At 39.7% G+C, this 26,584-nt stretch carries 23 protein-coding genes; 13 read left to right on the top strand and 10 right to left on the bottom strand.

What is annotated here, in order from left to right:
• Positions 1 to 12: 12 nt before the first annotated feature.
• The gene (locus tag B9A18_RS04065) at positions 13 to 2,448 is read left to right on the top strand and encodes an outer membrane beta-barrel family protein (protein ID WP_084287367.1); all 2,436 of its coding nucleotides are present in this window, start codon (positions 13 to 15) and stop codon (positions 2,446 to 2,448) included.
• 251 nt (positions 2,449 to 2,699) lie between these two features.
• Here the strand turns inward: B9A18_RS04065 and B9A18_RS04060 are convergent, their stop codons facing one another.
• Both B9A18_RS04060 and B9A18_RS04055 read right to left on the bottom strand, forming a co-directional pair.
• Complete coding sequence (locus B9A18_RS04060) at positions 2,700 to 3,068, bottom strand: YccF domain-containing protein (protein ID WP_084287366.1); 369 nt, start codon at positions 3,066 to 3,068, stop codon at positions 2,700 to 2,702.
• A 51-nt stretch (positions 3,069 to 3,119) separates the two neighbouring features.
• Positions 3,120 to 3,995 carry an AraC family transcriptional regulator gene (locus tag B9A18_RS04055; protein ID WP_235005226.1) on the bottom strand — a complete coding sequence of 292 codons (876 nt, stop codon included), beginning with the start codon at positions 3,993 to 3,995 and terminating at the stop codon, positions 3,120 to 3,122.
• A 48-nt stretch (positions 3,996 to 4,043) separates the two neighbouring features.
• On the opposite strand from B9A18_RS04055, the gene B9A18_RS04050 reads away from it, so the two are divergent.
• The 3 genes from B9A18_RS04050 to B9A18_RS04040 are packed head-to-tail and all read left to right on the top strand — an operon-like array spanning position 4,044 to position 6,888.
• Positions 4,044 to 5,549, top strand: a complete 1,506-nt coding sequence (locus B9A18_RS04050) for an MFS transporter (protein ID WP_084287364.1) — start codon at positions 4,044 to 4,046, stop codon at positions 5,547 to 5,549.
• Entirely contained in the window at positions 5,546 to 6,034 is a 489-nt protein-coding gene (locus B9A18_RS04045; protein WP_084287363.1) for a YdeI/OmpD-associated family protein, read from the top strand. Before B9A18_RS04050 ends, B9A18_RS04045 begins: the two co-directional genes overlap by 4 nt.
• 53 nt (positions 6,035 to 6,087) lie before the next feature.
• Positions 6,088 to 6,888: a GNAT family N-acetyltransferase gene (locus tag B9A18_RS04040; protein ID WP_084287362.1), complete on the top strand. Its 801-nt coding sequence runs from the start codon at positions 6,088 to 6,090 to the stop codon at positions 6,886 to 6,888.
• A gap of 61 nt (positions 6,889 to 6,949) precedes the next feature.
• Here B9A18_RS04040 and hepB read toward each other — a convergent pair whose 3' ends face one another.
• The 3 genes from hepB to B9A18_RS04025 all read right to left on the bottom strand — a co-directional run bounded on the left by hepB (position 6,950) and on the right by B9A18_RS04025 (position 10,667).
• Positions 6,950 to 9,268 carry a heparin/heparin-sulfate lyase HepB gene (hepB, locus tag B9A18_RS04035; RefSeq protein WP_084287361.1) on the bottom strand — a complete coding sequence of 773 codons (2,319 nt, stop codon included), beginning with the start codon at positions 9,266 to 9,268 and terminating at the stop codon, positions 6,950 to 6,952.
• 259 nt (positions 9,269 to 9,527) lie between these two features.
• Positions 9,528 to 9,986 carry a MaoC family dehydratase gene (locus B9A18_RS04030; RefSeq protein WP_084287360.1) on the bottom strand — a complete coding sequence of 153 codons (459 nt, stop codon included), beginning with the start codon at positions 9,984 to 9,986 and terminating at the stop codon, positions 9,528 to 9,530.
• A gap of 147 nt (positions 9,987 to 10,133) precedes the next feature.
• Positions 10,134 to 10,667, bottom strand: a complete 534-nt coding sequence (locus B9A18_RS04025; protein WP_084287359.1) for a hypothetical protein — start codon at positions 10,665 to 10,667, stop codon at positions 10,134 to 10,136.
• A gap of 272 nt (positions 10,668 to 10,939) precedes the next feature.
• Between B9A18_RS04025 and B9A18_RS04020 the strand changes: the two genes are divergently transcribed.
• From B9A18_RS04020 to B9A18_RS04010, 3 genes are all read left to right on the top strand, one after another.
• The gene (locus B9A18_RS04020; RefSeq protein WP_084287448.1) at positions 10,940 to 11,839 is read left to right on the top strand and encodes a DUF5996 family protein; all 900 of its coding nucleotides are present in this window, start codon (positions 10,940 to 10,942) and stop codon (positions 11,837 to 11,839) included.
• A gap of 96 nt (positions 11,840 to 11,935) precedes the next feature.
• Complete coding sequence (locus B9A18_RS04015; protein WP_084287358.1) at positions 11,936 to 13,414, top strand: PhoX family protein; 1,479 nt, start codon at positions 11,936 to 11,938, stop codon at positions 13,412 to 13,414.
• Between the two features lie 72 nt (positions 13,415 to 13,486).
• On the top strand, positions 13,487 to 15,295 hold the full coding sequence (locus tag B9A18_RS04010; protein ID WP_084287357.1) for a cytochrome-c peroxidase: 1,809 nt from the start codon (positions 13,487 to 13,489) through the stop codon (positions 15,293 to 15,295).
• A gap of 3 nt (positions 15,296 to 15,298) precedes the next feature.
• On the opposite strand, the gene B9A18_RS04005 is transcribed toward B9A18_RS04010, so the two are convergent.
• The 4 genes from B9A18_RS04005 to B9A18_RS03990 all read right to left on the bottom strand — a co-directional run bounded on the left by B9A18_RS04005 (position 15,299) and on the right by B9A18_RS03990 (position 19,505).
• On the bottom strand, positions 15,299 to 16,825 hold the full coding sequence (locus tag B9A18_RS04005; protein WP_084287356.1) for a hybrid sensor histidine kinase/response regulator: 1,527 nt from the start codon (positions 16,823 to 16,825) through the stop codon (positions 15,299 to 15,301).
• 1 nt (position 16,826) lies between these two features.
• Positions 16,827 to 17,267: a response regulator gene (locus B9A18_RS04000; protein ID WP_084287355.1), complete on the bottom strand. Its 441-nt coding sequence runs from the start codon at positions 17,265 to 17,267 to the stop codon at positions 16,827 to 16,829.
• 13 nt (positions 17,268 to 17,280) lie between these two features.
• Positions 17,281 to 18,468: a sensor histidine kinase gene (locus B9A18_RS03995; RefSeq protein ID WP_084287354.1), complete on the bottom strand. Its 1,188-nt coding sequence runs from the start codon at positions 18,466 to 18,468 to the stop codon at positions 17,281 to 17,283.
• A 272-nt stretch (positions 18,469 to 18,740) separates the two neighbouring features.
• Positions 18,741 to 19,505, bottom strand: coding sequence for a hypothetical protein (locus B9A18_RS03990; RefSeq protein WP_084287353.1), 765 nt, complete (start codon positions 19,503 to 19,505; stop codon positions 18,741 to 18,743).
• Positions 19,506 to 19,632: 127 nt separating this feature from the next.
• Here B9A18_RS03990 and B9A18_RS03985 point away from each other — a divergent pair, with 127 nt between their 5' ends.
• Positions 19,633 to 20,268 (top strand): HAD family hydrolase, encoded by a 636-nt coding sequence (locus B9A18_RS03985; protein WP_084287352.1) that lies wholly within the window; start codon positions 19,633 to 19,635, stop codon positions 20,266 to 20,268.
• A 108-nt stretch (positions 20,269 to 20,376) separates the two neighbouring features.
• Here B9A18_RS03985 and B9A18_RS03980 read toward each other — a convergent pair whose 3' ends face one another.
• Positions 20,377 to 21,561, bottom strand: a complete 1,185-nt coding sequence (locus B9A18_RS03980; protein ID WP_084287351.1) for a proline dehydrogenase family protein — start codon at positions 21,559 to 21,561, stop codon at positions 20,377 to 20,379.
• Positions 21,562 to 21,656: 95 nt separating this feature from the next.
• On the opposite strand from B9A18_RS03980, the gene B9A18_RS03975 reads away from it, so the two are divergent.
• From B9A18_RS03975 to aroA, 5 genes are all read left to right on the top strand, one after another.
• Positions 21,657 to 21,863: an RNA-binding S4 domain-containing protein gene (locus B9A18_RS03975; protein ID WP_084287350.1), complete on the top strand. Its 207-nt coding sequence runs from the start codon at positions 21,657 to 21,659 to the stop codon at positions 21,861 to 21,863.
• Positions 21,863 to 22,930, top strand: coding sequence for a 3-dehydroquinate synthase (gene aroB, locus B9A18_RS03970; RefSeq protein ID WP_084287349.1), 1,068 nt, complete (start codon positions 21,863 to 21,865; stop codon positions 22,928 to 22,930). Before B9A18_RS03975 ends, aroB begins: the two co-directional genes overlap by 1 nt.
• A gap of 339 nt (positions 22,931 to 23,269) precedes the next feature.
• Complete coding sequence (locus B9A18_RS03965) at positions 23,270 to 24,103, top strand: prephenate dehydratase (protein WP_084287447.1); 834 nt, start codon at positions 23,270 to 23,272, stop codon at positions 24,101 to 24,103.
• Between the two features lie 54 nt (positions 24,104 to 24,157).
• Positions 24,158 to 25,297, top strand: coding sequence for a chorismate mutase (locus tag B9A18_RS03960; RefSeq protein WP_084287348.1), 1,140 nt, complete (start codon positions 24,158 to 24,160; stop codon positions 25,295 to 25,297).
• A gap of 2 nt (positions 25,298 to 25,299) precedes the next feature.
• Positions 25,300 to 26,559, top strand: coding sequence for a 3-phosphoshikimate 1-carboxyvinyltransferase (gene aroA / locus B9A18_RS03955; RefSeq protein WP_084287347.1), 1,260 nt, complete (start codon positions 25,300 to 25,302; stop codon positions 26,557 to 26,559).
• The last annotated feature ends 25 nt before the right edge of the window (positions 26,560 to 26,584 follow it).

The following is a 26,584-nucleotide window of genomic DNA, read 5'->3' as shown; positions in this document are numbered from 1 at the left end:
ATCCATTCAATCATGAAATTTAAACACGCTATCATACGGCTGATCATCATCAGCACCGCATTATTTACCAAAAATATCACAGTCTTCGGCCAAACTTCAACAGACCACCATATCAACGGTATCGTAGCCGATTCAGCAACAAAACATCCATTGCCGATGGTAACGGTAAGACTCAAAAAGGCAAATAATGAAACCGTTCAAATCATGGTTACCCAAGGGGATGGATCTTTTAAATTTTCGGCCGTAATTCCTGCATTGTACACACTTTCTGTTGAAGCCATTGGTTATGGATTCAAAACAATCTCTGTTGATTTGATAAGATTCAGGTCGAAAACAATCGACCTGCAGTCCATTTACCTGGGCGACAGTATGGTGGGTTTAAAAGAAGTAGCTATAACTGGCGACAGGCCTGTCATAAGGCGAAAGGCCGACAGGATAATTTACGACCTGAAAGCCGATCCGGAAAGCAAAATTAATAACGTACTTACAATGATGCGTAAAATACCCTATCTGTCAGTAGATGGCGATGATAATTTGCTGATGAAAGGTAATTCAAGTTTTAAAGTGCTAATTAACGGCAAACCATCAGGTAGCCTGGAAGGCAACCTTAAAGCGGTATTGAAAAGTATTCCGGCATCTACCTTGGAAAGTATAGAGGTCATTACCACTCCACCGTCTAAGTATGATGCGGAAGGATTAGCCGGCATCATTAACATCATCACTAGTAAAAAAATCAATGATGGATTCAATGGCTCGGTAAACGTTAATGAAAGCTTCCCGATTGGAGGCCCTGGTATCGGAGGGGTATTTACGGCTAAAAGTGGCAGGTTCGGAGTAGCAGCTTCTGGGGGTGGGAGTATTTATCATTCGCCAAAAACTTTTAATACCAATAAACGGGTTGATGCCATCGGTATAACACTTGAGCAGGAAGGTAATCAGCGCTCCACTAATAAGACCGCATATTTCGGAATAGAATTGAGTTACTTGGTAGATACCTTAAACTTATTAACGGCTCAATTAAATTACAATCTCAGCCGTGTAAATGATCATTCTGCACAGGCCTCAGAATTGAGGGGATTAAACGGTTTTTTACAGCAATATGGGTTTGAAAATGAGAACAAGGCAAGCAGCTATGGCATAGATGCTGGTTTCAATTACGAAATGGGTTTTAAAGCGATGAAAAATAGGTTGCTTACATTCTCCTACCTGTTTGGCTCTAGCCTGAATGATAAAAATGGTGGTATCATGTTTGATCACCGAGTGAATTTTACCACGCCGGATTTTCTGCAAACAGATCATCATCAGTTTAAAGAACATACTTTCCAGGTTGATTTTGTTACACCGGTTAAAAAACTGAATATTGAAGCCGGGATAAAGGGAATACTGAGGAAAAATACCAGCGATTTTGATTACAGCTTATTGAACACCGCAATGGGCCAGTACGAAAGAACTCCGTTACTCTCCAATTCGTTCAGTAATACACAAAATGTATTCAGCGCTTATAACTCCTATCGGCTGATTTTAAATAGCTGGAATATTAGCGCAGGTATAAGATTCGAAGAAACGGTGATAAGTGCCGATTTCTCTGGTACAACTTCCCTTGCTGAACAAAATTATTTCAATATTCTTCCCTCTGTAGCCATAGGTAAAGGTTTTAAGAATGGCACCAGTATCAACTTTGGTTTTTCGCAAAGAATCAGGAGACCGGGCATCAACAGATTAAATCCATATGTGGATCGTTCAAACCCAAATTATGAAGTTACAGGTAATCCCGACCTGAGGCCGGTTTTGTTAAATAATCTCCAGTTTGGATACGGCAGCAACAAAAAGCTATCGATTAATATCGGGCTCGATTATTCATTTATGAACAACCTGGATTTGCAGGTGGTTAATTTTAATCCAGCTACACAGATCAGCCGGGTAACGTATGCCAATACAGGCAAATCGAGCAGTTCCGGAGGTAATTTTAACCTGAGCTACCCTGTATCCAGCTGCTACAATGCGAGCCTGAACGGGAATGCGATGTACCTTTGGCTCAGCGGGCAGGATAACGGCCAACCCGTAAAAAATGACTTGTTGCTGTATGCGGTCATCCTATCAAACGTTGTTCGTCTCAGTCATGGCTGGGCTTTAAATGCCGACGTAGGTTTAAACAGCCGTAATCCAACAGGCCTGCAGGGTTATACCAATGGCTTTTTTTACAACGCGTTTAATTTCAATAAGGAGATCATTAAAGATAAATTCAGTATAGGAGGCGGTATTAAAAATCCATTTACCAAATACCGCAACAGGGTAAACACCACTTTCGGTCCGCAATTCAGTCAGGTATTTGAAAGCCGCAATTATTTCAGGTCCTTCAATTTTAACTTAAATTATAATTTCGGAGGGTTAAAGGACCGTATCAATAAAAACAGAGTGGGAATTAAAAATAGTGATATAGCTCGCTAAATCGTCCAGTTACAATTTCCCCGAATTCGTTGCCAGGGTTTGGTGTGAAATATGTGGAACATACAGCAACAATCAAAGGGTAGTCAGATTTTGAAAAATAATGCATACCAAATCATTTAAGATTATAAATAAGCTATTCGGCGTAAATCAGATAGGAAATGGTTCAATAAGCGCCCAATCCGCTCCACAACGAAAAAAGCCGTTTTTCGATAAGAAGAACAGCTTTTTTGATTTATGAAATTAGTCTAATATTATCCAATTGATTTTCCAAAAGGTGAAAATGCAAGGTTCATTAGCTTAAAATGTTGCTTTCCGAATGGAATGCCAACAATAGTAATACAAAAGAGTAAACCGAAAAGCAGATGGGTTAACACAATCCAGAAACCACCGAATATAAACCAGATGATGTTCATAATGGTAGACAAGCATCCGGTATTGAGAGAGGTATCTTTAATTCTAACCCCAAATGGGGCTAGGCCAACTATCGCAAATTTGAAGCATTGTATACCGAATGGAATACCTATGATGGTTAAACATAAGATTAAGCCACCAATTATATATTCAAAGAAGATAAATATTCCACCAAAGATAACCCAGATAATATTGCCAATTAAATTCATATGATATAGACTTCATAGTAGGGTTATAGTTACATATAGTAATCTGATTATTTAGAGTAAACGCTGCCGGTATCCAGTCAAACTCATGCCTTTCTGCTTCTTAAAGAACTTATTCAGGTGACTGCCATCGGCAAAGCCGAATTCATCAGCCAGCTCATTGATTCTTAGGTCGCTGAACTTTAACCGCCATTCGATCAGCCGGATCCTATAGCTGGCAATGAACTGCTGGATTGTTTCTCCGCACTGCTTCTTGAAATAAACACCCAGGTAAGCCTGAGAAATGCCAAAAGCCTGACTTATTGCAGCCGCAGTCAGTTGATCTGGCACAAAAATATGGCGCTCAATGTGGTTGATGATCTGTAGGATGCGCTTATCTGTATTGGTACGGACGTTTTCGGGTCTTACCTTTGAAATGTTCCTTGCTGCAATAACAATCAGCGCGTTCACCAGATTCATGTCCAGATCCTGCTGGTAAACACCTCCAAGCTTCATTCCAAACAGCAGCGAATCGACGATCATTTCAACCAAACGGCTGTCGTCCTTGCAGCGCATTACGCAACCCGACAGATGGGTGGCATAGAAGAGCAGACATTCCAGGTGGTGAATACTTTTCCAGGGGTAACTGCGAATGTAACTGTCGCTAAAACGAATCAGCAGGAACTCTGTTACTTCGGTTATCTCGAAAATATGGCGGTCGTTGGGCGTGAGCAGTAACAAGTTCCCATCACGATAGGCCATTCGGTTACCATTGATACAGACGGTGCCTTTACCAGAAATAAGGTATACCATTTCAAAGAAGCTATACTGCCTGTCTCCTAGCGGACACTGATCGGTTTTGAGGTATTCCAGCTCTACCTGCTGGTGCATATTTTGTCTGACCATAATACAAACATACCTTTTTATCATAGAAATGAACCGAATAAACACACTTCTATCGGTCTATTTTTGTTAAAAATAACCTCAAAAATAAAAACTATGTTTAAAGACAAAAAGAATACATTAACCCTGGCCGCCGTTTGCCTTTCCTCACTGATGTTTGGATTGGAAATTTCGAGTGTACCGGTATTGCTGCCTATGCTCGAAAAATTATTAAACGGCAATTTCAGTGATGTGCAATGGATCATGAATGCGTATACCCTTGCTTGTACTACGGTACTGATGGCTTCCGGCACGCTTGCAGACCGCTATGGCCGCAAAATTGTTTTCATATCAGGGCTGGTGCTTTTTGGTATAACCTCCCTGCTTTGCGGGCTTGCCACAACAATGACGCTGCTTATCGCCGGGCGTTTTTTGCAGGGGCTTGGCGGAGGGATAATGCTGATCTGCCAGGTCGCGATTCTTTCTCATCAGTTTCAAGACGGGCGCGAACGCAGCCTGGCCTTTGCCGCCTGGGGCATTATATTTGGAATAGGGCTGGGTTTCGGACCTCTAATTGGTGGTATGATCCTCACATTTTTAAGCTGGAAATGGGTTTTCCTGGTACACGTTCCGCTCAGCTTACTTACGTTGGGACTTGCATGGGCCGGGGTGCGGGAATCCCGGTCAGCTCAGATACAGCGGCTGGATACCTTAGGTATGGTCAGCCTTTCCATTGCTGTTTTCGGGCTGATCTACTACATTACCCAGGGACCCGCAATGGGCTTTACGAGCGCCTACTCCCTACTGACCCTGGGTGTATCAGCAGGTTGTTTTCTGCTCTTCTTATATGCAGAAAAGACAAGTGACCACCCCTTGTTTGATTTTACTGTATTCAGAATACGGGACTTTTCCGGGGCCATCATTGGCTCTATCGGCATGAACTTTTGTTTTTGGCCCTTTATGATTTACCTTCCTATCTATTTTCAGGGCGTCTTAGGATACAGTAGCCTTATGGCCGGCACGGTCCTGCTGGCCTATACGCTGCCTACATTAGTGGCTCCTCCACTGGCCGAACGGCTCCTGCTGAGATACCGCCCCGGTATCGTCATCCCACTAGGGCTTTTTATCATCGGATTGGGATTTATACTGATGTGGTTTGGCATCCGTGCTGCACATCTAGGAGCCTGGACTATAATGCCCGGCATGCTATTGTCTGGCATCGGACTCGGGCTGTCTAATACTACAGTTACGAATACCACCACAGGCGCTGTGACTCCAGACCGTGCAGGTATGGCTTCAGGGATAGACATGAGCGCAAGACTGATCACCCTGGCGATCAATATCGCTTTGATGGGATTTTTGTTAAATAAAGGTGTGTACATTCATTTAAAGATTGCATTTTTGGGAACTTTTGATAATCTTCAGCTCCAGTTAGCGGCCGAAAAAATCTCAGCAGGTAATTTTGCTGGTCTTCTGGAAAAAATTCCTGGGATTACAACTTTAGACCCAACTGGTGATATTACACATAACGCATTGGCTGGCGGCTTTCAATTGTTGACTTTATTCAGCGGAATTGGGGTCGTTTTCCTTGCACTGGTTAGTTTCTTTATATTTAAAAAATGAAAAGTTATTCCTTCCATGCAACGATAGAAATAATAGGGATTAATCCATACGTCCAGGTCCCGGAAATTATTTTGACCGAAATTTTTAATCAAGCAGGTAAAAACAAAGGACATATTCCAGTTACTGGGACCATAAACAGTCTATCATACCAACAAACCTTACTAAGGTACAGCGGCCTTTGGAGACTTTATATTAATACATTAATGCTTAAAAATTCTCCCCAACGTGTTGGAGAAACCATTGAAGTGACTATTGAATTTGACCCATCGGATAGAACGATAAAACCACATCCAAAGTTAATTGAGGCATTGAAAAATAATTTAGACGCAAAGTCTAGATTTGATACGCTCAGCCCTTCAATGCAAAAAGAGATAGTGAGATACGTTTCCTCTTTAAAAACAGAGGAAAGTAGAAATCGAAATATTGAAAGAGCTATTAATTTTTTGTTAGGCAAAAGTACGTTTATAGGAAAAAGAACGCTTTAATTACAATGGGAATCGACCATCACAATGAGCTCTAAATAAAACCCTAAAAATCAATGCAAGTACTAGCTTTAGAATATGACGAAATAGATTTAATATCAGACTTACAACCTGAAGGCTGGAATGATATCAGACCGAATTTTGATTTTTATCTACAATCATCCTTTTGCTTTCCAATTAAAGTTGTGATTGACGATACAATTGTTGGATTAGGCGCAACAATTATTCATAATGATGTAGCCTGGCTTGGTCACATTATGGTCCATCCTGATCAAAGAGGTAAGGGAATTGGACAACGTGTTACACAATCACTGATTGATATTGCAAAGCAAAATAAATGTGAGACTATTTATTTAATCGCTACTAAGCTCGGTGTTCCATTATATGAAAAATTGGGTTTTATTACTGATACTGAATACCTGTTTTTTAAAGATGTAAATTTTGATAAGGAATTGCTGATTTCGGATCAGGTAATACCTTATAACCAGGATTTCAAAGACGAAATCTCAATTATTGACCAAATAGCTACGGGAGAGGAAAGAATGATGCATCTTGAAGATGCTCTTGAAAATGGATTTGTATATATTAATAATCATAAAATTGAAGGTTTCTATTTACCTGCTCTAGGTGATGGATTAATCGTTGCAAATAATTCATCCGCCGGACTTGAACTTTTGAAATTGCATTTAAGATCAAATGAAAAGGTAATATTTCCTGTAGATAACACATTAGCTACAGATTTCTTGCACAATAACGGATTTAAGGAATATGATGTTGCAAAACGTATGAGATTAGGAAATATCAGACCCTTCAAACTCAAAAATATATACAATAGAATAGCGGGATATATTGGTTAAGTTGCCCATCATATCCACAACAAAAAAGCCGTTTTTCATAAAGAAGAACGGCTTTTTTTTGCTATCTCAGAAAACGGTATGTCCCTTCAGTTCCTTCGAAATAAAGGGCACCATCATCACTTCGGACAGAAAGCGCAGGATGAAGTATTTTTCCGTCTTTCAATACCTGCCAGGTACCGGGTAAAAGGTCGGTAATCACAAACTTGAATATGCCTTTCCCAGCAACGGAAAAGTTAAAGGGACGATCTATCGTTTCTGAAGTTCTGCTGAAAGTAACTACCCTATCAGCCAGTTGCACACCAACAACCTTATCACCATCAATACGCTTAACCTTGTGTAAATTCTGCTGCTTGTTGTCGGCAATTTGCATCACATTCAGATAATAATCTTCGAGTGCTGCCTTTTTGGGTGTGATTTCTATGCGCCATTCACCTCTTTCAAGAGCTTCGTCAGTACCTGGTTTAGGATCATTGGTGTAGTTGGTGCCAAACACCCAGAAATCTTTACCCTTGCCGCCAACAGACTTAATGTCGGCATTAGCCACATCCGGCAGCAAAGCAGTATTAACCAACATGCCGCTATCACCGTTTTTTGTGCGCTTTATAGTAACCTGGTTTCCTTTTATTTCAGGCTGTTCAATACTGTGTAACAACCAGAACTTTTTAAAATCGGACTTAGACGAAACCACCTTGTCAAAAACGATCATAGCTGCAGGAACTTTGGCATCTTTAAGATTCAGAAACAGAAATGAACGCTTTACTTCCTTCACTTTTGTTGAATAAGCTGCTGTGATGTCACCTTTCAGATAAGTATAATCAGGAGTTTGACTATCTTGACCAAACCCCTGGGCAAGAATTTTGCCTGTTTTGAAATCGCCTGCTAACATTTCTTTAAGTTCACGTGGTGCGGTCCAGCCTTCTCCAGGCAAACGTTGACCTCCATCGTTAGCGGCAAATTCTGTCTGATCGTTACCACCATAGCCCGACGAGCGGAAAGTTTCTTTGGGATCGTAAATCAATAAGCTGTTGTGTGCGATAGTTCGCTTAAAAAAGTTTTTATTGTGCGCACTATTATAGCCACCCGAAGAACCCGTGTACGACCCGGCATCAATTGCCAGAGGACCTTTGTAGTAAATCTGAAATGCTCCGGCATCATGATGCTGATGGTTAAGGAAGGAATACTCGTTGATTTTCATCTCCGCAATCACACTTTCCGCGCCCCAGCCGGTACGGGCAATCATCCATCCAAAAGGAGAACCAGAGTAGCGGGAAAGCGGCAAATCATCAGGTTTTCGGCTGCCAAGTTTGGTATCGCGCCATAAAAATTCGAATAATTTGGTATGCGCTTCATGTTTAGTGTTTTTCAAGAATTCGTAATTCAGGTACTCATCTTTATAATAGCTACCGGCAAGCAATGCCGGCAATGTATAATATTTGGTCTTTTTTCTGGAATAATCTACATCACCACCTGCCAAAATCTGACCATCTGGTCGGCGTTTGTATATCATGTCATAAAGAACAAACTGCTGTCCTGGATGAAATACATTACCGGCCCCCATGCGGTCTAATATCCAGAGGGCAAAAAGATCATTACTGAACCTTACATTCAGGTATGACATACCCTGATGATAGGCATGCGCAGGATAAAACCAGTTGCGGGCAACCAGGTGTTCGCTGAAAAAACGACCGGCAGCCAGGTTGTACATCTCGGGAAACTCATCGTAAATGGCGATCCCTACCGAGAGCAGATCCCGCATGATCATCCACTCCGAAGCATGTCCTACAATAGACTTGTCTTTTACCGGTGGATAACCACATTCGAGCATTTTGGCCAACCTAACAAATGCTTTCACAAAACGCGTTTTCTCTTCAGGTTTTAACTGGTCGTAACACCAGTCGTACACAATGGCCCCCGACACCATAAACAGGCCAATCCCTCTTGAAATATCACCAGCTTCCTTAAAAGTTGCTGTTTCAAGGGTATCGATAATCGAAGTGATGGCTTCCCGTCCCAATTTAGGGTCTTTGGTGATCAGATAGTTCAGGGCATTTAATTGAGCCTTGACAGTAAGCCCTTTCTGATTGAAATAAAAACGAAAGTCTTTGACTTCCGGAATCTCCTCCGGTTTCCAGTCTTCCTGCATCTTGACCATATCGGCCCAAACTTTTTTCAGTTCCGGGTCATTCATTCTGTTTTTTAGATCCGGAATATGTTGTTCACGGAGATATAACCGCGGATGAACTTTGGGAGGTACGGGCATCGACACACCATCCACCTCTTTCCAAATCACATCCGCCTGGATTTGAGCATAACCTTTTGTTGTAAAAGCTGCCAATTGAACAACAAAAAACATCACATACAGGTAAAACTGTTTTTTCATAATCATGGGTTTAATTGCTTGGTCACCAATTTATTCGACCATCGTGATTTTAAAGTAACAAAGATTCCGGCTGACTAGTGAGGCTCACTTCCATTTTTCAACATAATTGAAAGGAATTTATTCGTTTTTGAAACTCCCAGCGCTTGTGGTTATCGTATTAAAACAATTGTTACGGAAACAATTATAAATCTGTAAGATGACAAAAAAGCCGCTTTCCTTAAAGAAAAACGGCTTCCAGATGACCTGCCAGTATTTTCAGTTATATAAAATGATATAAGAATACTACATTACCAGTATAAGCCGGTTTCGGTTGATCTTTAATAACAAGCGTAGCTTCAATTACGACTTTGGTAGTTCCTCTCAAATTTGTAATGGAATTAAGTTTAGCCTTTAGTTGAATCTCACTATCTACCAAAACTGGCTGACCAAATTTGAAACTCTCTATACCATAGTTTATTTCCATTTTGATATTGCGAACATCTGCAATCTGCTTCCATAAATATGGAATTAATGACAAAGTTAAATAACCATGTGCAATAGTCGCTTTAAATGGCCCTTCACTTTTAGCTTTTTCAGTATCTACATGTATCCATTGGTGATCCAATGTTGCATCAGCGAATTTATTAATCTGTTCCTGATCTATTGTATGCCAATTAGAAACACCTAATTCTTTACCTAAATGCGATTGATACTCTTCGAAATTATTAATTACTAACATATGTATTTGTTTGTCGATTATTTTAATGCCTTTTCCATATACTAAATCTCCATTGCGCTCGGCACATCAATTGTTCCAATTTACAATATGGTAATTTTGCATGAAATTCCCACCTAAGAAATATGCAAAAAATAAAGGAAGGCTGGTTTAGTTCTTTTTATTAGCACTTTCCCAAAAGGATATAAATAAGTCAAAAAGCGGCTTCGGTTCTATATCTACCTCAGAAGAAGAGTACATCAACTGTAATTGTTGCGAAGGCTTATCAAAAGCCATATTCCATAACATTTTGGAAATCCTGCCCTCGTATTTATCTGTATTGCCAATAGTCACAACTACCAGGGTATCCCCACCCATTTTTTGCAATTGGATATCATTTACGTCTATCCAGTCTACCTGACCAACAGCTTTTGATATTGGAGTTGTTTTTCCAATAAACATCTCCTTACTAAATTCTATTAATGGAGATTTGTCTTTCAAACTAAGCAGACACTTTATAGTCAAAAATAGCATGATCAGGAATGCACCTGTAGAAAAAACCGCTGGTTTTACTTTCATCTCGCCATCAAACAGGCCTATACTGTACAATATCACCAGAGCCAGCAGTATGCAGATGCCTAATGACGATAATAATAATGTTCTCGTTTTTTTAAAATTGCGGTATAACTTTATCTCTTCTTTCATATTCGTTTCCCCTATTCACATTTTTTAAAACACATGGAGTCCTTGTGGCAATGAAGTTTTTCCTTCGATAAATGGAATAAAATCAATCGAAGTTAGTAAAACTAGCAAGAAGCACAAGGCAAAAACTGTAACTTGTACATAGTCAACCTATTTATAAATATTATCGATTTTATTCTCATTCAGACACAAACAGGAACAATAAAGCCTACTAAATGTTTTGCATACGACGGATGGAGTCAAACAATAGTAGCGATGTAGTTGTAATTCTTATTATGGAACAGAATTGGCCAATACTTTCTTATGAAAAGGGAAAGTCTACCTACGAAACTTTGCAATTATGGTCGCAAATTGTTGGAAAAATAAAACTTGCAACTCTTCCATGGGTAAACCATGCCTGGCATATCGCACTGCACATTACATCCACCGGCTTGACCACAGAATCGATGCGATATAATGATCAACATTTTCAGATAGATTTTGATTTTATAGCACATCAGTTAAAAATTACGACCAGCAACGGGGAAATTAGACAATTTGATTTACATGGGATTGCTGTCGCTGATTTTTACAGAAAAATTTTCAACCTGTTAAAGGAACTGAAAATCGATTTATCGATCAAACCGGTTCCTGTAGAGCTTGTTGATCCTATTCCCTTCGTACAAGATACTGTTCATGCTACCTATGAGGATGAACATGTCATTGCTTTTCATGGGGCTCTGCTTAATATTCAGGACGTCTTTATGAAGTTCAGAAGTGAATTTAGGGGTAAGTGCAGCCCTATTCATTTTTTTTGGGGAAGTTTTGATTTAGCATTATCCTTTTTTTCCGGTCGCAATGCCCCAAAGCACCCAGGAGGAATACCGGGTATGCCTAATTGGGTTGCAGAGGATGCATATTGTAAAGAGGTAAGCAGCTGTGGCTTTTGGACTGGCGGGGCTGCCTTGATGGAAGCCGCATTCTATTGTTATTTATATCCCGAACCAAAAGGATACAAAAGCGCAAAAGTTAAACCCGATGAAGCCTATTACCACCAAACATTAGGCGAGTTCATTTTGCCTTATTCCGCTGTACAGTCCGCAGAGAAGCCAGATGACAAATTAATTGAATTCCTCCGCAGCACTTATAGTATTGGTGCCGATTTAGCGAAATGGGATAGGGAATCGTTGGAATAAGAGTGGATAGCTGCTCCTGCATGCTTCATTTAACATAGCGTTAAATTTCGCACAACATTAGATGGTTAGGTTTGCTTTATAAAACGAATCAAACCAATGAAAAAAAAACTACTTAAAACTAAAACTCTGGCATTTGCCATTGCAGCTTTTGCAGCCTCTGCAGTAGCTATTTCGGCTTGTAAGAAGGACAAAAAAAACGATGAATCGGCAGTTGAACTTAAAGATTATTCGGTAAACCCATCGTTGGTAAAAACAATGAGCGGTTTTGAAAGTCTTAAGATCACTACACTGATCAGCAGTGATGATGTGCTTCCTGAATCTCCTGGCTTTATTTTTGGCGCGCAACCAGATGGTGCCGGAATTATAAGAAATCCGGCAGGTGAAGGTTTTATTATGATCAATAACCATGAGATCCTTCAATCAGTTTCAAGGGTATATCTGGACAAAAACTTTAAACCTGTAAAGGGTGAATACATTGTAGATTCTGATGGTGGTATGACACGTTTATGTTCTGCTACTATGGCAACTCCTGAAGAACATGGCTTTGCTAAAACAACATTCCTTACTGCCGGAGAAAGTGGCTCCGAATCTATGATTCATGCCATCGACCCATTAGCAGCTCCCGACAAGAAAAATAACCAACGTACATTAAGTGCTTTGGGCAGATGGAGTGCGGAAAACGCCGTTCCACTTCCAAAAGGTGCATTTGCTGGTAAAACAGTAATTCTAATTGGTGAGGATGAAACAGATGGTCAGCTGGCCATGTATCTATCTAATACGCAAGGCGATCTTAACAATGGTAAGCTTTATGTGATGAGACGCACGAACAACGATCCGATTGAGACCAATATGTCGAAAGGCCAAAGCTATGATGTGGAGTTTGTAGAACTTGACAACCCAAAAACCTCTACCGGTACACAGTTACAGCAACAAACTGTCGACAAAAAAGCATTGATGTTGGCACGTGTTGAAGATATCGACTATAGAAAAGGCAGTGCGGCTAACGGTCGTGAGGTTTACTTTACAGCAACTGGTGTGAGCCAGGCAGATAAAGAGACTCCAGTTAGCGGTAAAACCATGTGGGGCCGTGTTTACAAATTGGTATTAGATGCTAATGATCCTTTAAAAGGTAAACTGGAAGTTGCTGTTGATGGTAATGACAATCCAGGTAAAAGCATAGTAAATCCTGACAATGTATGTGTGACTGAAAACTTTGTTTACATCCAGGAGGACGGCGACTCTTATTATAAGAATAACGACCATGATGGAACGATCTGGAAGTTTTCAATAACTCAAAAGACCCTAAAGCCAATGTTGCAGATGAACCACCGCAGAACAGAAACTGCTTTCAATACTAAATACAACCCTTCCAATGATCTGCGTACCAGCTCGTGGGAATACGGTGCGATGTATGATGTATCCTCATTAACAGGTATACCTAACACTTTTGTAATAAACCTGCATCCACATACCTGGACTGATGCTAAATATAAAAACGCCGATGGTGGAACTACCCGCTTAACAAACAATAGCGAAGGCGGACAAATCGTGATCGTTCGTGGTATCGAAAAATAATTACCTCTATCTATTAAAACCGTCCCTCCCCGATTAGTACCGGGGAGGGATATTTTGTACAATAAGCTAACCATGACCGGAATAAAAAAGATCATTGTTTTTTTCATCCTAATTGCCGTTACCACGCTCCTTTCTATTTTTTGCAGCACAAAAGAACCAGTACAAAACCTGCAGGTAAAGACTGCTTTTGAAAAGGAACTCGAGACACTTCAGGGAATCATAGACCGGGAGCTTCTACCAGCAGTAGAAAAGAAGCGTGAAGCGCAGATCCAACAAAGTTTCCTCGATGCACGTAAACAATATAAAAAAATTGAATATTACATGGAGTATTTCTTTCCAACTACATCTGTACTTGTAAATGGTGCACCAATTGATGAAATAGAGCTTGGCGAAAACCTTGTTGAACAACCTACAGGATTTCAAGTAATGGAAGAATTGATCTACGAAATACTCAACCAGCAAAACCGGGAGGCGCTGCTAAATGAAGTGCGTAAAATGCAACTGAACCTACAACGTACAGCAAGATACAATGCTCAATATGAGATTACTGATGCGCAGGTATTTGACGCTGTAAGACTGGAAATATTGAGGATTACCAGCCTGGGCATTACCGGATTTGACACCCCGACTGCATTGCAGTCTTTACCGGAGGCTGCCTCGGCATTACAAGGCATTAAAACTATAGTACTGATTTATAAAGGTAATGACCGCCTGGATAAAATGCTGGATGATGCAATAACCTACATTCAGCGATCTCCTGATTTCAATTCCTTTAACAGATTGGATTTTATCACCAGACACCTGCAGCCCATCAGCAAAGGCATAGACCAGTTGCGTCAGGATCAGCTTATTGACATGGTTTCCGGCGGCTCGGCCATGACCGATGATGCCATAAGTTTGTTTCAGAAAAATGCTTTGAACATCAATAAATTCGTTGGCAATTATACAGAGTACATTTCAAAAGAAAAGGTAAATCTGGGAAAATTGCTTTTTAACAGTACAATGCTTTCAAATGGAGGAAATAAAAGTTGTGCCAGCTGTCACCATGAAAGCAAAGCATTTACAGATGGCCTGGTTACACCTATCAGCATTCAGAAAGACGGATCCGGGAAAACGATTACGCTACTTAGAAATACTCCTACATTAACTTATGCAGGTTTTCAACGTGGCTTCTTTTACGACCTTAAAGCAGGAACGCTGGAAGATCAAGCCCTTGATGTGGTACACAACAAGCATGAGATGGATGGTTCTTTGGAACAGGCATCTTCCAGAATAAACCAAAAACAGAGTTTTAATGATGCATTCATAAGCGCTTTTGGCAGCAAAAATGCCACCGCAAACCCATGGAAAATTCAGCATGCATTGTCTAGTTACATCCGTTCTCTGGCTCCATTCTCATCCAGACTGGACAAGTACATGCAGGGAGATCATAGGCAGCTAAATGAGGAAGAGAAAATGGGCTTTAACTTATTTATGGGTAAGGCTAAATGTGGAAGTTGTCATTTTGCCCCACTTTTTAACGGTACACAATCCCCTTTGTTTAATAAAAGTGAGGCCGAAGTATTAGGGGTACCCGCTAAACCCGATACTGCAAATGCTGAAATTGATAAAGACCAGGGGCGCTTCACATTAAATCCATACCCTCAATATAAATATGCTTTTAAAACAACAACACTGCGCAATGTTTCTAAGACTGCCCCATATATGCACAACGGAGCTTACACGACCTTAGAGCAAGTGTTGGACTTTTACAATCGTGGCGGTGGTGCCGGAATTGGGATTAAACTGGACAACCAGACCTTATCTCCTGATCCATTGAACCTAACCAAACAAGAGATAAAAAACATTATTGCTTTCCTAAAAACATTGGATGACAATTAAATGCTAATCACAAACCAGGGGTAATGTAAACCAAAAAGCACTACCCTTATCTAATTCACTTTCCACGCCTATCAGTCCACAATGTTTTTTAATAATCTCCGCACAAATGTAAAGTCCGAGCCCTAGCCCTGTATATTGACTTCCAGTATTTTCCGCACGGTAATAGCGATCAAAAAGGTAACGTTGCTTTTCCGGCTGTATACCTGGTCCATTGTCAATGACCGATACTTTGACCATATCGTTTACTTTTTCGATACAGATGCGTATTTCTTTTGATTCTGGCGCATATTTTATTGCGTTATTGATGAAGTTACTAACGATTTGTCCGATCCGGACGGTATCCGCATATACCTCAACCCGCATGTCTCCTTCGATTTTGATCGTATAAATTCCCTCCTCACATACATCATAGCAACACTCTTTAATGGCCTCGGATAAAACAAAATGTTGTTGATTGATGTGAAGTTGCCCTTGATTAGCCATGCTTGAATTCAATAGGTCTTCAATAAGTGCATTAACTTTTCCCAAACTCTTATTAGCTTGCACAATGAGTTTAGATAACATGGTTGAAGGAGGATTATCCTTTATTCTATCCAAAAGCTGAAGCGATGCTTTTAAACTCGTTACTGGTGTTTTAAGCTCGTGACTGGCAATAATGATGAAATCGTCTTTATGTTGTTGCAGTACTCTGAGTTCCTGTATATCGGTGGCAGTACCTACCCAAAGCTGCAAATTGCCATTTTGATCTGTGATTGGCATTAAACGGATCAGGTGCCACATATAAAGTCCATCTATACGCTTTATGCGGATCTGGAACTCCCCTCCATCACTGGTCTTGAGGATCGACCTGAATTGATCGAAACTAATCTTAACATCATCAGGATGAATGATTTCTCTAAACTCCAGCAACTTAGTCTGCTTTCCATGCAATCCTGTATAATTATACCATCGCTGGTTGTAAAAGTCTACTTCACCTTTAACTGTGTTTGTCCAGGCGATCTGGGGAATTGTTTCCATCATACTCCGGAACCGACTTTCACTTTCTGCAAGCGCTTTTGTGCGGTTAACCACCCGGACTTCCAGCTCCTGATTCAATTCTGAAAGCTCCTGGTTAATGACTTTTAGTTTTTCATCGATTTCTATCTTTTCTTTCCTAACCTGCGTGTCATTTAATGCCCTGTTAATTTTTGTGGATAAGGTAAACAACTTACTCTTAGAGACGTAATCGGTCACCCCTGCCTTAATTAATTCAACAGCATTCTCCTCTCCAATTATACCTGAAACAATAATAAATGGCGTGTGAGGATGCTTATTTTGTTTGATACGGAAAGCTGTAACTGCATCAAAAGAGGGAAGAGAATAATCTGATAAAATCAGATCAGGATCAAAGCTGTCGAGAGCGTTCTCAAATTCTGTACGGGTCTGAACAATTTCAGTAGTAAAACTTAACCCGGATTTCTTCAATTCACGGTTAAGCAGATCAGCATCACTCTCGTTGTCTTCAAGAATAAGTATTTTAAGATTTAGCATGTTAATGGGGCGACTGACTTAATATCATCCAATACAATCCAATCTCTTTTACTGCATTGAAAAATTTATCGCTGTCGACAGGTTTTACGATATAGCTGTTTGCACCAAGCTCGAAGCATTTTTCAATATCCGGCCCCTCATTTGATGAAGTGAGCATAACTACAGGTATGGACTTAAGATTCGGATCAGATTTTATTTTTTCCAATACCTGTACGCCCGATACTTTTGGCATCTTTAAGTCCAGCAAAATTAATTTTGGAAACTCCTTATCGCTCCTTGAAGCATAAGTCCCTTTGCAATAAATAAAATCCAGTGCTTCCGCCCCATTAATAACATGATGGAGTTTGTTGGTAAAACCGCTTTTTTTAAGCGCCCGGATGGTGAGTGCAGCATCGTCAGTACTGTCTTCGACAAATAAAATTTCAACGTTATGGTAGTTCATTTCTTTTTTGATTTTAATGGTTTACGCTGAGCAAGCTAAAATAAAAGCAGGACCCTTCGTTCAATTCCGATTCGGCCCAAACTGTTCCATTGTGCCGATGCACTATTTTTTGTACGATGGCCAGACCTATGCCCGTGCCCTCAAATTCTTCCTGGGAATGTAATCTCTGAAAAACCCCGAAAAGCTTATCATAATATTGCATATCAAACCCAGCACCACCATCTTTTATATAATATACAACTAGATTGTCTTTTTTATAAGCACCGATTTCGATACTTGTCTTTATTTTATGTTTTGAATATTTAACGGCATTGGAAATTAAGTTGATCCATACCTGCTTAATCAGGGATTTATCTCCTATAGCATTTGGAAGGGTTCCTATATTAAATTCAGGTATATTTTCGTAGTCCTCAAATGATAATTCCTCCTGAACCCTATCAAGAAGATCAGTCATATCAATTTCCGATACCGTTACCTGTTTCCTTCCTAATTTTGAAAATGCGAGTAGATCATCAATTAATTCACCCATTTTTTTTGAGTTGTTAATAATTGACTGAAGGATTTTTACACCATCCGTATCAAATTTATCGGCATAATCTTCTACCAAAATTCTGGTGTATCCATTGATAGCCCTGATTGGAGCACGTAAATCATGTGAGACAGAATAGGAAAAGGATTCTAATTCTTTATTGACAGATTCTAACTGAGCGGTGCGTTCGACTACTTTTTGCTCTAATTCGTCATTTAATTTACGAATATCATCTTCTGCATTTTTAAGCTCTCTATTGGCAATAATTAGCTCTTCTGCTCTTTTTTCCTTCTCTTCATTTTGGAATGCGAGTTCTTTATTGGCGATGATGAGTTCTGCTGCCCTGTTTTCCTTCTCTTCATTCTGGAAGGCGAGTTCTTTGTTGGCAATAATCAGTTCAGCTGCCCGGTTTTCCTTTTCTTCATTTTGGAAGGCGAGTTCCTTGTTGGCAATAATCAGTTCAGCTGCCCGGTTTTCCTTTTCTTCATTTTGGAAAATCAGCTCTTTGTTAGCAATCACTAATTCTGCTGCGCGATTCTCTTTCTCTTCGTTTTGAAAAACAAGTTCTTTATTAGCGATGATTAATTCTGCTGCGCGGTTCTCTTTTTCCTGATGTTGAAATGCAATCTTTCTGTTAGCAATGATCAATTCATTAGAATCGTTTTTTTTCATATCCTTAATAAAAGGTGAAACTTTGAAAATACAGTGAAAATATGAATTGGATAATGTGTAAGAAGGAAAGTATTTCCCTTTTGTAAGTTTCTAAAGCTAACATAATATTTCCCAAACCTGGGTAATCGTACAATGTTTTTAATAAAGCTACAGTAAGCTGCTGTACATTTCCCATCCCATTATTAAGATTTCTGGGTGCTTAGAGGATGTTTCTGCAAAATCTGATCTTATACCGGATCCAACGGGTATAAGATCAGATTTCAGCTGTAATGCTACCTGTTATAAGCATCTATTACATTTTCCAGTTTTCTGGAACCGGATATTTGCACAGAATAACCACCAATAGCGAGGCCGGTCCCCAGCCCTAACAATACAAAACTAGATGTAAAATTCGCTCCTGAACTGCTCATACTGGAACTACCGAATTTATGATCACCAAAAGATGAACTAGAGCCATTGCTGCTACCTGCAACCAGGAATGAAACCAATCCTGCTACAACTGATACCCCGGCAGCCGTATACAGCATTTTGCTCGTAGTCATGCTTTTCCTATAATTATTGAGTAAGTCGATACTCTCCGGATGGTCGGCCATATCCTTCTTCAGGTTGTTGTAATTCATCTTTTTCAGATCACCAAAGCCTTTATTGTAATACATTCCAAAGTCAACAACTGGTTCCCTTCTGTGTCTGTATCTGGGTCCTCTTTCATGCAGAAACGGATCATAGGTCATTTCCTGAAAAACATTGATCCTACCCTCCACAATCCGTTCCGAAAATGAAGTCTCCCCTCCTAAATTCAACCTTCGGGTATTGGCAAAAAATCCATCTTCATTATTAAAGAACTTGACCTGCTCGGTTGGAACGCGACGTGAATCGGCCCGGAGCTGCCAGTAACCTGCAAAATCGGGTCGCAATTTAATCGTCCTGGCATAGATCACAGAGTCGGAATAGAGGCGAAGAAAGTTTTTAGATTCGTGCATTTGGGCACGAGCGGTCAGGGCATAACTTGCCATGACTACCATGAGTAATTTTTTCATAGAGTTTACATTTGTGTGTAATCAATATTACACAAAACACACCCCAAAAATCACTTTGTAAACAATAAAATACATTCCATTATTTTATTGAGTTCATTATCTCATATTTGTAGTTTGAAACTTCTTTATGCAAAAAATTAAAAACATTATATTCGATTACGGTAACGTGATCTTCGAAATAGACTTTCAAAGAACTCAAGATGCCCTGTTACAACTCGGGATAAGTAACAGTACCGAGTTTTTCGCACATAAAAGTCACCATGATCTTTTCAATGATTTTGAAACTGCTGCCATTACGCCTGCCGAATTCAGAGCTGGCATTCGCGAAGCTGCAAATAACAACGACCTGACTGATGAGGAGATTGATGCAGCATGGAATAGCCTGTTGATTGGTGTCCCTCCTGGAATTCACGAGGTATTGCTTACGGTAAAACAGAAGTACCGCACGTTTTTACTCAGCAACAATAATGAAACGCATTACAACTATATTGTTGAGTACCTGAAAAGAGAATTCAATATGGCAGATAACAGTGAGCTTTTTGAAAGGGCTTATTATTCTCAGCAGATGTTTTTGCGCAAACCTAATGTTGAAATTTTTGAACAGGTAATTAGGGAGAATAACCTCGATCCGACCGAAACCTTGTTTATAGATGATAGTCCGCAGCACATTGAAGGAGCTAAACTGGCCGGATTAAATACATTGCTGATGACTAAGCATCCAAAGTATCTGGAACAGGTGTTAATTGAGCATCGGATTTTGTAACAAAAAACATAAATTTTCTATAACGGTATAGATATTTACATTTAATAGAAACAAAAAAGGCAGTTGAATGGATTCAACTGCCTTTTTTGTTTAAAAAGATTGAGGTTATTACAATCTTCTACGCTGCTTTTCTTTCATGATCAGTCCAAGCTCTCTGCTGGTTTGTCCGGCAATCGAAGTGTTCTCTTGTGCTCTTCTGAACAAGTACGGCATAACCGCTTTAATTGGCCCGTAAGGCACATATTTCGTTACATTATAACCTGCATCTGATAAGTTGAAACTTAGGTTATCGCTCATGCCCAATAATTGTGCGAAGTAAACGTGAGGATGATCGTGCGCTACATTATTAGCATCCAGTAACTGAGCTAAAGCGCGGCAGCTTTCTTCATTATGGGTTCCACAAACAATAGCAATCTCATTGATATGCTCCATGCAGTAGTTTAAAGAAGCATCGTAATCTCTGTCTGATGATGCTTTATCAGGTTGAATTGGGGAAGGGTATCCCATTTCTTCAGCACGTTTACGTTCTTTTTCCATATAGGCACCACGTACCATTTTCACGCCTAAAATAAAGCCCGAAGCTCTGGCAATCAGGTGATCGGCTTTCATGTCGGCCAGTTTATCATGGCGGTACATCTGGTAAGTGTTGTAAACGATAATGCTTTTCTGATTAAATAAACGCATCATATCTATAGCCAATTCGTCGATAGTATCCTGAATCCAGGTTTCTTCTGCATCAACCATAATTGGTACGTTCTTTTCAAAAGCAGTTCTGCAGATTTTCTCACAACGTTGTTTCACGCGATCAAATTCCGCCTGCTCTACCGGGCTCAACTCTTTTTTAGCATCTAATTTTTCCAGTAAGCCAAAACGACCAATACCTGTCACTTTAAATACAGTAATAGGAATACGCTTATCACCCACAGCGCGCTCAATTGTTCTGATAATTTCAGCACAGGTAAAATCAAAAACTTCTTCCTCTTCTTCTCCCTCAACAGAATAATCCAAAATGGTTCCAACACGACCTAATGCCAATTGCTGGATGGTATGTTCACATTCGGCAATGGTTTCGCCACCACAGAAATGTTTAAATATTGTGGCTTTGATTATCCCCTTAATAGGCAAACCGATGTTAAGGAAAAAGTTAGTGATAGGAGGACCTACTTTTGTCAAGAAGTTACTACTAATCATCTTAAACAACCAATAGGCAGCATTTAATTCATTATTTGATTTATTGCGGAATGCAATTTCAGTATTATCAAAATTTAATAATTTTTTGGGGGAAAGTTCCATTTAAGAATATCTATTAATTATTTTGGATGCAAAAGTATAAATTCCCCTGTTATTGGTGGTAAACACTTTATAATTAATTGTAAGTTTGCCATACAATGATAGAATTTAAATTAGAAGGTGAATTTATTCCCCTTATCCAATTGTTAAAAGCAGCTGCACTGGTTCAGAGCGGAGGCGAAGCGCAAACCGTTGTTGAGGATGGTTTGGTAAAGTACAACGGAAAAGTTGATTACCGTAAACGATTAAAAGTTCGTGTTGGCGATGTGATTGATTTTATGGGACAAAAAATAAAAGTAATTTAATGAATAAGCTAGATAGCGCTGGCCACACCATCCATTTTGAGACTCAACTCGCACCTTTAACAGAGGTGTTCGAATCTGGCAGGTACAGCAAAATATTTGTTTTTGCGGATAGCAATACTTCAGAGGTGTGTTTGCCTCTTTTTCGTGAGATGCTGGATGATTTTAATGGTTTCGACCTGATTGAAACTGATCCGGGAGAAGAGAACAAGAATATTGATTTTTGTATAGGTATATGGAAAACATTACTTGATTTTGGTGCCGACCGCAAGTGTCTGATGATTAATCTTGGTGGCGGTGTAATTACAGACATGGGTGGTTTTGTAGCATCTACTTATAAGCGTGGAATTGATTTCATCAATATTCCTACTACTTTACTTTCCCAGGTTGATGCTTCTGTAGGTGGAAAAACAGGTATCGATATAGATAATGTTAAGAACATGGTGGGTACCTTTACCCTTCCCCAAGCTGTTTTTATTGAAACTGCCTTTTTAAAAACATTACCTGCAAGAGAATTGCTTTCTGGCTTTGCTGAAATGATTAAACATGGTTTAATTGTCGACCGCAACTATTACAATGAGCTTAAAAACAGTGATTACCTGCAAATTGATCCACAAGCCATTTACCGTTCAGTAGAGATAAAGAACGAAGTGGTAACGGAAGATCCTCATGAAAAAGGATTAAGAAAAATCCTTAATTACGGACATACTATTGGCCATGCTGTTGAAACTTATGCCTTGACTAACGACAAAAAGCCTTTAACACATGGTGAAGCCATTGCTATAGGTATGATTTGCGAGGCGTTCCTTTCTCATAAAAACAATACTTTATCTGAAGCAGATTTAGAAGACATCACTGACTATATCAGTAAGCTATACCCAGCTTACCATCTTAAAGCCGACAGTTTTACACAATTAATGGAGTTGATGCAGAGTGATAAGAAAAATGAAAACGGGCAAATCATGTTTTCATTATTGAGCAGCATTGGTAAGTGCGATTATAACTGCAGGGTATCGGAAAGTGACATATTAGAGAGTTTTGCCTACTTTAATGCCATTAATAATTCATAAACGGGGCTAAAGTTTTGAGACTCACGAAGAAAAACTTTAACCACAAAAAAATATTTTTTTTATTTAACTATTGACAAATTAAATTTTGTTAGTACATTTGGAAAAACAAAATATAAAAAGGCTTGTGTACGAGCCGCAACAAAATAAAAGACAATAGAAAAACAGATGAGAAATATTACTACATATTGGTTTGGTTACTTCTACTATTTTAGTAAGAGCCGGGACTAATATGCACTAATATCAACACGATAAATGTATACGAAAAGTCCCGGCCAAACGCCGGGACTTTTTTGGTTTTACGCCAAACCGAACCATAAAAAAAAGAAAAACAATAAACTAATGAAAACAGGAACAAGAGTAGCAATTCAAGGCATCAAAGCATCTTTTCACGAGGAAGCGGCTTTCAAATTCTTCGGAAAGGACATTCAAACCATTGAATGCAATTCTTTTAAACAAACTTGCGAGAGTTTAGAAAACAAAGAATCAGATTTCGTTGTCATGGCTATAGAAAACTCTATCGCCGGTAGCCTTTTGCCTAACTACACCTTGATCCGCGAGTATAATTTTGCAGTGGTAGGCGAAGTATACCTGCCTATTCAATTGCACCTGATGGCTTTACCAGGAGTTAAATTTGAAGATGTTAAATTTGCTACCTCCCACCCCATCGCTATTCGTCAGTGTGTAGATTTCTTTTACGATTACCCAAATATTCAGGTAATTGAAGGTAACGATACCGCAGCTTGCGCTAAAAGAATCAAAGAGGAACAATTAACGGATACGGTTGCTATTGCCAATACCCTTGCTGCCGAATTGTATGGCTTGAATATTATTGAAAGAAGAATAGAATCGAACAAAAAGAACTTTACCCGTTTCCTGATTCTTAAACAGGACAAGACCGAAGAACAGCCGGATACTAACAAAGCTTCTATTTGTTTCCAGGTAGGCAACCACGTAGGTGCCCTTGCTAAAGTCCTGAATATTTTTGCAGAACAGCAGGTTAACTTATCCAAAATACAAAGTATGCCGGTTTTAGGGAAACGTAACGATTACTATTTCTATGTGGACATGGAATGGACCAGTATGGAAAAATATGACAAAGCGATCCGCCAGGCACTAAAATACACTGTAAACTTTAACATCATGGGTGAATACCAGAAGAATGACAAAGTATAATCTTCTATAAAACAGCCTTCGTAAAATAAAAACAACAATTTAAACCCCAAAAAAATGAAACTACAATTGAACATTCAGCCATTAAACACCTGGCTTAACATTAAAAACGAACCACTAATCATTTCTGGCCCATGCAGTGCGGAGACTGAGGAGCAACTATTAACCACAGCTCATTTATTGGCTGCAACCGGAAAAGTATCTGTATTAAGAGCTGGTATCTGGAAGCCTCGTACTCGTCCGGGAGAATTTGAAGGAATTGGAAGCATCGGATTAGAGTGGTTAAAAAGAGCAAAAGCGGAAACAGGTTTACCTACAGCTGTAGAGGTTGCAAATGCGAAACACGTTGAAGAAGCTTTAGCTGCCGGTGTTGATATCCTATGGATTGGTGCCCGTTCAACTGTTAACCCTTTCACTGTTCAGGAGATTGCTGATGCTTTACAAGGTGTAGACATCCCGGTATTGGTTAAAAACCCAATAAACCCTGATCTGCAATTATGGGCTGGTGCTTTAGAGCGTATCAACCGTGCAGGTATCACTAAATTAGGTGCTATTCACCGTGGTTTCTCTTCTTATGAGAAAAGCTCATTCCGCAATGAACCAATGTGGGAACTGGCTATCCAATTGAAAACATTATTACCTGATCTTCCAATCATTAACGACCCAAGTCATATCTGTGGTAACCGCGAACTGATTCCTTACATCTCTCAGAAAGCATTGGATTTGGACATGCAAGGATTAATGATCGAGTCGCACGTAGATCCTTCTATAGCCTGGACAGATGCTAAACAACAGCTTACTCCTGCTGCTCTTGGTGAACTTGCTGAACGTTTAACTGTTCGTGAACCAGAATCTCAAAACGAAGCTTTTACAGATCAGCTTGCTGAATTACGTAAACAAATTGATAAAATTGACGACCTTTTGTTACAAAAGCTAGGTGAGCGTATGGCTATCGTGGGTAAAATCGGCGAATACAAACGTGATAACCAGGTAACTATTTTACAGGTAAACCGTTGGGATGCCATCATTAAAAAAGGAATTTCATTTGCAAAGGCTTTAAAACTTGATTTAAACTTTACCGAGAAATTCCTGGAGCTTGTTCACGGAGAGTCTATTCGTAAGCAAACTGAGATTATGAATGCAGGTAAAGCAGAAAAAGGTATTGCAGCAGAAACTCACACTGAAGTTAAATCTTAACAATGGGTAAAGACGCAATTGTTTCTTTTAAAGGGATTAAAGATATAAATGCTGAAATAGCCTTAACCGGTTCTAAAAGCGAAAGCAACAGGGCGCTGATCATCAGCGCCCTGTCTGACAACCTGGTTAAAGTTAACAACCTATCTGATGCTGTTGATACAGTAACCCTTAATAACATACTTAATACCATCAGTGGGCATACTGAAGGTGGCGATTACATTACGGTTGATGTTGGTCACGCAGGAACTGCTATGCGGTTCTTAACAGCTTATTTATCTATCGCAAAAGGCTTATTTCACCTAACTGGCTCCGGTAGGATGAAAGAGCGACCTATAAAATTGCTGGTAGAAGCCTTACAAAAATTAGGTGCAGCAATCAGCTATGCCGAACAGGAAGGTTATCCACCATTAAATATTAACGACAATTTCAAACAGATTACCCGGAATATTAAAATCCAGGGGAACATCAGCAGTCAGTACTTATCTGCACTCTTGATGATCGCTCCTGCTTTACCTCAGGGATTATCGCTGGAAATTGAGGGTGAGTTAACTTCCAGACCATATCTGGAAATGACTTTAAGCATGCTTGAAGAAGCAGGTATTAAACACAATTGGGCAGGCAACACCATTCATATTGATCACCAGTCATTTAAGGAATGTAACTTAACTGTAGAGCCGGACTGGAGTGCAGCCTCTTATTGGTATAGCATTGCAGCTTTGGCAGATCAGGCATCAATTACCTTACCGAATTTAAAGGAAGAAAGTCTGCAGGGCGATAGCGAGATCAGCGAGATCATGATTCCCTTTGGTGTGCGCACTTCGTATATCCCCAACGGCATTGCTTTAAAATCTGGAACATCAGTAGCGATTAAAGAGGTATTGAACCTAAAGGATTGTCCTGATTTAGCACAAACAATTATTGTATGTGCTGCTGCAAAGGGCTTAAATCTTTCCTTTACAGGACTGGAAACACTTAAAATTAAAGAAACCAACAGGGTTCTGGCCCTGCAACAGGAATTGGCTAAAATTGGCGTTTTGCTGATAGAGGGCAATGAGGTGTATACTTTAGATTGTGAGAACCTGAATTTCCCGCAGAAGGTAAAGTTCCAAACCTATGATGATCATCGGATGGCTATGGCTTTTGCCCCATTGAGTTTATTTATTGATGAGGTAGAGATGGAAGATTACCAGGTGGTTGAAAAATCGTATCCTGATTTTTGGAAAGACCTGGAAAAAGCTGGCTTTACAGTTAGGGAAGTTTAGAACCTTAAAATCTAAACAGTAAATT

Source organism: Pedobacter nyackensis, assembly GCF_900176505.1.
Taxonomy (GTDB): Bacteria; Bacteroidota; Bacteroidia; order Sphingobacteriales; family Sphingobacteriaceae; genus Pedobacter; species Pedobacter nyackensis.
Note: the sequence above shows the minus strand (reverse complement) of the source record. Positions and strands in the feature narration are given on the sequence as shown.